Annotated in this window: 1 protein-coding gene; it reads left to right on the plus strand. The window is 54.5% G+C overall.

The genetic code is table 11. The annotated features are described in order from the left end of the window. Window positions 1-808, plus strand: an 808-nt coding sequence (locus BM739_RS20310; protein ID WP_175609568.1) for a hypothetical protein, incomplete at both ends; no start/stop codon positions are given.

Genomic DNA, 808 nt, shown 5'->3' on the forward strand with positions numbered 1-808 from the left:
ACCGCCACCGTGACCTTAGCCGCCGGCACCGCAATTGGACCGCCACCGTGACCTTAGCCGCCGGCACCGCAATTGGTGACACGCTGATCATCACTGATGGCAACGGCAACGAATTGTTCAACGGCCTCGTAACCCAAGCGATGCTTGATAATGGTCAAGCCGTGGAAGTCCCTGTCGCTGCAGGCGATACCCAGGTCAATGTTGATGCACAAGTCATTGATGCCGCCGGTAACCCATCGGCTATCGCCACTGATAAGCAAGACGTTGATAACACTGATGCACCTACTCCAAACGTTGAGTTTGAAGGCATGGGTGATGACGGTATTTACAGCAGCGATGAAATTGGCGCGGATGGCACCGTCACCGCCACCGTGACCTTAGCCGCGGGCACCRMMATYGGTGACACGCTGATCATCACTGATGGTAACGGCAACGAATTGTTTAACGGTCTGGTCACCGGCGAAATGCTCACCAATGGCCAAGCCATTGAAGTCGCGGTGGTCGATGGTCAAACCCAAGTGGATGTCACCGCGCAGGTTATTGATGCTGCCGGTAACCCATCGGCTATCGCCACTGATAAGCAAGACGTTGATAACACTGATGCACCTACTCCAAACGTTGAGTTTGAAGGCATGGGTGATGACGGTATTTACAGCAGCGATGAAATTGGCGCGGATGGCACCGTCACCGCCACCGTGACCTTAGCCGCGGGCACCGCAATTGGTGACACGCTGATCATCACTGATGGTAACGGCAACGAATTGTTTAACGGTCTCGTGACCCAAGCGATGCTTGATAATGGTCAAGC

The organism is Shewanella sp. UCD-KL21 (genome assembly GCF_001957135.1).
GTDB lineage: Bacteria > Pseudomonadota > Gammaproteobacteria > Enterobacterales > Shewanellaceae > Shewanella.